Here is a 5963-nt window from a genome sequence, read left to right as displayed (position 1 = left end):
CCGCGTTCGCCGAGCAGGACGACGTCGTGCCCGGCCAGCAGGGCGCGCTCGAGCTGGGGCAGGACGGTGCGGCTGAAACCGAACATCCCGGGCCAGGGGTCACCGCCGGCGGCGAGCGCGGCAAGCAGGTTGTCGCGGATTTCGCGGCGCAGGTCCTTGTGAACGTGGCCGGAGGCACGCAGTTCACCAACGGTGAAGATTTCGGGGCGATCACTCACTCCTCCACCGTAGACCTCTACCGGGTTGAGAATCGAGGGATTCTTTGGGATTCCTGAGCTGTGGGCGTTCGTGCGGCCTAGGCTGGATCTTGATGACTTCAGCAACGCCCGGCCCTTCAGCGCAACCCCCACCGCAGGGAACCCTCCTGCTTCTGTTACGCCACGGGGAGACGCCGACGACGGGCACGGTCTTGCCGGGCCGGGCACCGGGACTGCATCTGTCCGAGCGGGGCCGAGCCCAGGCAGAGCGGGTCGCGGCCCGGCTGGAGGGCTTATCCGTCGACGCCGTCTATTCCTCGCCGCTGGAGCGCGCCCGCGAGACGGCGGAGCCGACGGCGGCCCGCACGGGGCTGGACGTGAAGCACGACGACGGGCTGCTTGAGTGCGATTTCGGCGAGTGGACCGGCGCCGCGATCGCCGACCTGGCGGCTTTGCCGGAATGGCAGACCGTCCAGCACAGCCCGTCCGCTTTCCGCTTCCCGGGCGGCGAGAGCTTTCCGGAGATGCAGGGGCGGATTATCGGAGCGATGGAGGCCCTATGCGCAGCCCACGCCGGCGGTGTGGTCGTGGGCTTCTCCCATGCCGACCCCATCAAGGCCGCCGTTGCCCATGCCCTGGGTACGCCTCTGGACCTCTTCCAGCGGATCGTCATCAGCCCGGGCTCTGTGTCGGCCATCACGTTTGTGGAGGGCCTGGACCCCGCGGTGCACATGGTGAATTCGACGTCGGAACCGCTCAGCGGGCTGAGAGCACAGTGAATTGGGGCAGCTGGTGTCCGGCCGTGAACTGACCCTGCTGAGCGACGGCAGCATCGAGCTGCTGGGCCTCATCCCGCGCAGCAGCAACCAGATGTTCCTTGTCCAGGTCTCCTGGGGCGAGGACGAGGGGTACGCAATCTACAATCCGCAGGCCGGCGAGCGGCCGCTGTCCGATTTCGAGCCCGGGCTCTACAAACGCGAACGCGCCGCCTACCTGCTGAGCGAATCGTTGGGCTGGGGTTTCGTTCCGTCGACGGTGATCCGCGAGGATGCGCCCCTGGGCGTCGGGTCGCTGCAGTGGTTCATCGACTGCGACTTCCAGCAGCACTACTTCACCCTTTTCGAGGACGCCCCCGAGACGCACCGCGACCTGGCCCGCATCGCCCTGTTCGACTACGTCGCCAACAACACGGACCGCAAAAGCGGGCACGTGCTGCGGGGCTATGACGGACGAGTGTGGGGCATCGACCACGTGCTGTGCTTCTCCGCAGCTTTCAAACTGCGTACCGTGATCTGGGACTTCGCGGGCGAACCCATCCCCGATGCCCTGCTCGAGGACATTGCCCCGCTCGCCGAGGCCGCGCCGCCGGGGCTGGCCGAGCTCCTCGACCAGGACGAGGTGACCGCCTTGCAGCGCCGCGTCCAGCGACTGCTGGCCGCGGGGGTCATGCCGGTGGACCGATCCGGCATGCGGTATCCGTGGCCGCTGGTTTAAGAGCAGTCTCTTCCGCTTGAAGGCACCCCGGACCGCCAACTCCGCCCCACCGGAAGGTATTTGTCTGGCGCCCATAATGGGACCATGAATGATCGGGACGGGGCAGGTCCAACAGAGCACATGAAATTGCCGCGGTGGCGGCCCGGTATCGTCTCGGAGACCTTTTTCTTATGGGCTCAGCGGTTTTCTTATGGGCTCAGCGGTCGTTTTTCTTTGTCCTGACGCTTCTGGTCGGATGGGTAATCTATGGGCTTGCCCTGGTTGAAATCGACGACGGCGGACGTCAGCTATGGCCTTTCCTGATCATCTGGGTCTTAGCCTCCTATGTACTGCTGCCGAGACTCAACATGCTCCTGGCCCGGATCTATGTTCCCAGCACCCTTGAGCTGGGAGTTCACAAGAACAACCCCGTGCGGGCTTTGTACGAACAAGCCGGATTCAGGCAGACCCATACGGAAGAGGATTATCTGCACTATTCCCTGACTCCATCCGCTGTGGACGCGCGGTCCCGAAACGCTGACCAGCGTTAGGGCGACCGCCGGTCATGAATGCGGCATGACCCGTCGAGCCAGGTCTGTCGTCGCTCGCCCACAGCCGGTTTGCGGATGACTTGAGCTCATTCCACGGCAACCGGCCGGCGGCATCAAGTTCACTCCCGCTGGCCGCGAGAAGCTCGGCCATTGTCTGCTGCTCACGGAGCACAGTGAAGCGCACGTCCCCGTTCGTGCCGATAGCTGCACCATAGACCGGAGGCTGCTGAATTGAGTTGTAGGTGAAGGGTGTGCTGGCGTAATACGCGCCCGTGTCGAGCAGGGCAACAAGGTCCCCCGGTTCCAACAAAGGCAGGTTCCGGTTCCGGGCGACAATGTCCCCGGTGAAACAGCAGGGCCCGGCAATGTCCTGGCCAATTTCCGAACCCAGCTTGCGGGTGCCGTCGGACGCGTGAGCAGCTATTCGCAGCGGCCAGGCTTCGGGCATGAAGACCGTTCTCGTGGCTACGTGAGCGCCCGCATGCGTGATGGCGATATGTTGCCCGCCAGCGATCTTTGTGTACTCAACGTAGGCGGCTGTGAAGCCCGCCTTCGCCAGAATACTGCGGCCAAATTCGGTGACTACGGTGTAATCCCCGCAAAAGAGTTGGGGAGCGCTGCTTTGAAGCTGGGTGACGTACGCCTCGAAGCCGGAAATCGGCTCGTCCGTATCGAAGTCAACGGGCAACCCACCTCCGATGTCGATGGTGGTGATCTGGTGGAACCCGGCCCGCCGATTAATCTCCTCGGCCAAATTTACGACCAGGGCAATGCCGTCGACCATGAGCGGCAACGGGCAACCCTGAGAGCCGACATGTGTATGCATTCGGTCCAGCGCAGGATCGCCCGCGTAAGCTGCCACCAGCTTTTCCCGCATTCCCTCATCCGCCAGCGGCACACCGAATTTCGAGCTGGCGCCAGCCGTACTCATCGCCGCGATTCCCCCCACACCGACTTGCGGATTGATGCGGATGCCCAAGGACGATGTGCTGGGAGTCGCCGCACGGAGGGTTTGGATCCTCTCGAGCTCTTGGAAGTTGTCGATGTTAATCGCGACGCCGATAGCAAGTGCGTTTCTCAGCTCCCGAGAGGTCTTTGCCGGAGAATCGAAGACGATCTGCTGCGGACGGAATCCGGCCGCAAGGGCTTGGGCGAGCTCCCCCTCACTGGCGACTTCACACCCCATGCCTAAGTCGCGGAGACCGGCTAAGACGGGGACGATTGAATTGGCCTTGGCAGCAAAGGCATGCGACGTCGGCACGTGGCTGGGAAAAGCCCGCATCAGGGCTGCCACGTTTTGGGCGACCAAGTCCAGGTCGAGGAACGCGGCCGTTGGCGCTTCCTCTGCGTCAAGCAGACCCAAAGACGTGGCTTCCTGCAGAATCTTCTCCCGGCGCAGCGCGGTGTTCATGTCACTCTTCAACGTTGATCTCCAATTTCATATCATGGGCAGGACCAGGGGGGCCGGAGAGCCACAGTCCGGTCATAGGATCTGCCCCACGCGAACTCCGGTGGATACACCCTCCCTGTAGGCGGTTTCTCCGGCGACTAAGACATGCGATATCCCGGCGGACAACTGCCACGGGTCAATGTACGTCGAACGGTCGATCACGGTCTCCGGATCGAACATCACCAAATCCGCGACAAAACCGGGTAGGACCGTGCCACGGTCCACCAGCCCGGCGCGGGAAGCTGGGAGGGAAGTCATCTTCCGCACGGCTTCCTCGAGCGACAGGGTGCCCAGTTTGCGGACATAATGTCCGAGAACGCGGGTGAAGGTCCCGAAACTGCGGGGGTGCGGGCTTCCTGTTCCAGTCGCAGTCATCACCCAGCCGTCGCTGGCAACTGACACGAAGGGATCCTGCAGTGCGGTCTGCACGTCGTCGTCGATCATTGCATGATTGACGATTGCCACTGACGCCCGATGCTCCGCCACGACGTCCAAGGCAGCTTCGTGGGGTGACATCTCCAGTGCCTGCGCGACTTCAGTGAGGGGGTAGCCGATCCACGGCGTGTATTTACCCTCAGGCATGCCGGCCAGGACGATTCCGGCAGGATCTATTTCTCCCTCGAACCGCAGGGCGAGGGCGTCGCTGATACGCCGGCGCTCGGCCGCATCCCCCAAACGTGCCAGCAGTGCCGCACCACCCCCGTCCAGACTCCAGTCAGGCAGCCTGGACGTAAGGGTTGTGCTTGACGCCGTGTAGGGGTAGACGTCCGCGGTGACGTCCAACCCTTCGTCTCGAGCGGCGGCCATTCGGTCGAGAGCTTTGGAAACCTTGCCGTGGTTTCTGGGCCCCATGGCCTTGATATGGGATATTTCCAGCCGAACACCGGTAGCACGAGCGACGTCTAGTGCTTCGTCGACCGCTTCCAGGAGTTGGTCGGTTTCGTTACGCATGTGTGTTGAATACAACAAGCCGCAATCGGCGGCGGTCTGTGCCATGGCGATAATTTCGTCCGTTTTGGCGAACGAGCACGGTGCGTAAATGAGGCCTGTGGAGTAGCCGCGCGCCCCTTGATCGGCGGCCTGCCTGAGGAGGTCTCGCATGTGATCCAGCTCGCTGGCCGTGGGTGCGCGCTGCTCATCACCAACCACCGCGAGCCGCAGCGCGCTGTGTCCCACCTGAAGAGCGGCATTAATGGCAGGACGGCTTGCCCTCAGCTTGTCCGCGAACCCCGCGGCGTCCTGCCAGTCCCACTCCAGCGCGGGCCGAAGGAACGACGTCGCGCTTTTGAGGGCTTCCACCTCCTTCACAGGAAAAGGAGAGGTGCCGCAGTTGCCGGTCAACAGGGTGGTTACACCCTGGCTGATCTGCGTGGTTGCCTCAGGATTGGCTCCGAGGCTGAAGTCCGCGTGAGAATGCAGGTCTATGAAGCCAGGAGCGAGGACCTGGCCCCGGGCGTCGATCGTGGTGGCGCCAGCAAGGTGCGTGCCGGCTACGGCAACAATTCTGCCGTCCCTGACAGCTACCGAACCGTGCGCGGCAGCTCCGCCGGTCCCGTCAATAATTCGTGCGTTGTTGATGACGAGGTCAAAGCCATTGGTCATGATGTCCCTATCGTGTTTGGACGAAAAGCATGATGCCATACATCAGGCAGGCCGGGATCAACAGCATCCAGCCGGTGATCATCATGTTCTTCAGGTTCTGGGACCGGGCGAGGCCCATCACCCCCATCATGTTTCCGTTCGGGAATGGACCATAGGTGTCCGCTTTCGAGGCGAAGAGCAGGATAACGATCCAGCCCGCCGAAGTAATACCGAGGCTGGTTCCCAAGGCCCCGAAGACTTTATGGAGCAGGACCACTTGCGCGGCCGTGGCTCCAGGAATACCGACCCACCCCAGAAGGGCAATCAGTATCGCGAAGACGAATGCTGAGCTGTTTGCCAGCTCCACCTGGAAATAGTCGAGGATGACGTCGAAGGGGGCGAGTTTGTCAATGATGAGAAATAGCGCTGCCAGCAGCCAGAAGAGGATGAACATGCTGACCATGGACGCGGCGCCCTTGTACATCAGCGCCATGGTTTGGCTGAGGCCGAGACGGCCTGCCAACCCGGTGACGATGCCGATGAGGGGAAGGGCCAACAGCGGGAAGGCAGTCCCCGCTCCGGTAATAATGGCGTAGGTGACACTGAGAACCAGCACTAGCCCAGCGTTTTCATCAGAGCTGGGCTGAAGGGTGTGTTTAAGAGACGAAAAGGTGCTCTGACAAGGGAAAATAGGGGTGTTGAAGCCGTTAT

At 62.5% G+C, this 5963-nt stretch carries 5 protein-coding genes and 1 pseudogene; 2 read left to right on the top strand and 4 right to left on the bottom strand.

The genetic code is table 11. The features are described from left to right. Window positions 1–218: pseudogene (locus RCH07_RS18875) on the bottom strand (magnesium chelatase); the annotation flags it as partial. 92 nt (window positions 219–310) lie between these two features. Here RCH07_RS18875 and RCH07_RS18870 point away from each other — a divergent pair. Both RCH07_RS18870 and RCH07_RS18865 read left to right on the top strand, forming a co-directional pair. Continuing rightward, window positions 311–976 (top strand): MSMEG_4193 family putative phosphomutase, encoded by a 666-nt coding sequence (locus tag RCH07_RS18870; RefSeq protein WP_326969026.1) that lies wholly within the window; start codon window positions 311–313, stop codon window positions 974–976. A 13-nt stretch (window positions 977–989) separates the two neighbouring features. Next, complete coding sequence (locus RCH07_RS18865; protein ID WP_326969025.1) at window positions 990–1691, top strand: SCO1664 family protein; 702 nt, start codon at window positions 990–992, stop codon at window positions 1689–1691. Between the two features lie 438 nt (window positions 1692–2129). Here RCH07_RS18865 and RCH07_RS18860 read toward each other — a convergent pair whose 3' ends face one another. The 3 genes from RCH07_RS18860 to RCH07_RS18850 form a co-directional block, all read right to left on the bottom strand. Then, the gene (locus RCH07_RS18860; protein WP_326969024.1) at window positions 2130–3632 is read right to left on the bottom strand and encodes a diaminopimelate decarboxylase; all 1503 of its coding nucleotides are present in this window, start codon (window positions 3630–3632) and stop codon (window positions 2130–2132) included. Between the two features lie 72 nt (window positions 3633–3704). Continuing rightward, a complete protein-coding gene (locus RCH07_RS18855) occupies window positions 3705–5273 on the bottom strand; it encodes an N-acyl-D-amino-acid deacylase family protein (RefSeq protein WP_326969023.1) in 1569 nt (522 codons plus the stop codon). A gap of 7 nt (window positions 5274–5280) precedes the next feature. Continuing rightward, the coding region (locus RCH07_RS18850) for a hypothetical protein (protein WP_326969022.1) at window positions 5281–5963 on the bottom strand (683 nt) is incomplete at its 5' end.

This window comes from Arthrobacter sp. CG_A4, assembly GCF_035985125.1.
In the GTDB taxonomy this organism is placed as follows: domain Bacteria; phylum Actinomycetota; class Actinomycetes; order Actinomycetales; family Micrococcaceae; genus Arthrobacter.
The sequence above is the reverse complement of the archived record's forward strand: the minus strand, read 5'-3'. Positions and strand labels throughout refer to the sequence as shown.

Bases quoted from the DNA above. Each gene is read 5' to 3' on its own strand.
- RCH07_RS18860 (WP_326969024.1), bottom strand. From the start codon at position 3,632: ATGAACACCGCGCTGCGCCGGGAGAAGATTCTGCAGGAAGCCACGTCT.
- RCH07_RS18855 (WP_326969023.1), bottom strand. From the start codon at position 5,273: ATGACCAATGGCTTTGACCTCGTCATCAACAACGCACGAATTATTGAC.
- RCH07_RS18870 (WP_326969026.1), top strand. From the start codon at position 311: ATGACTTCAGCAACGCCCGGCCCTTCAGCGCAACCCCCACCGCAGGGA.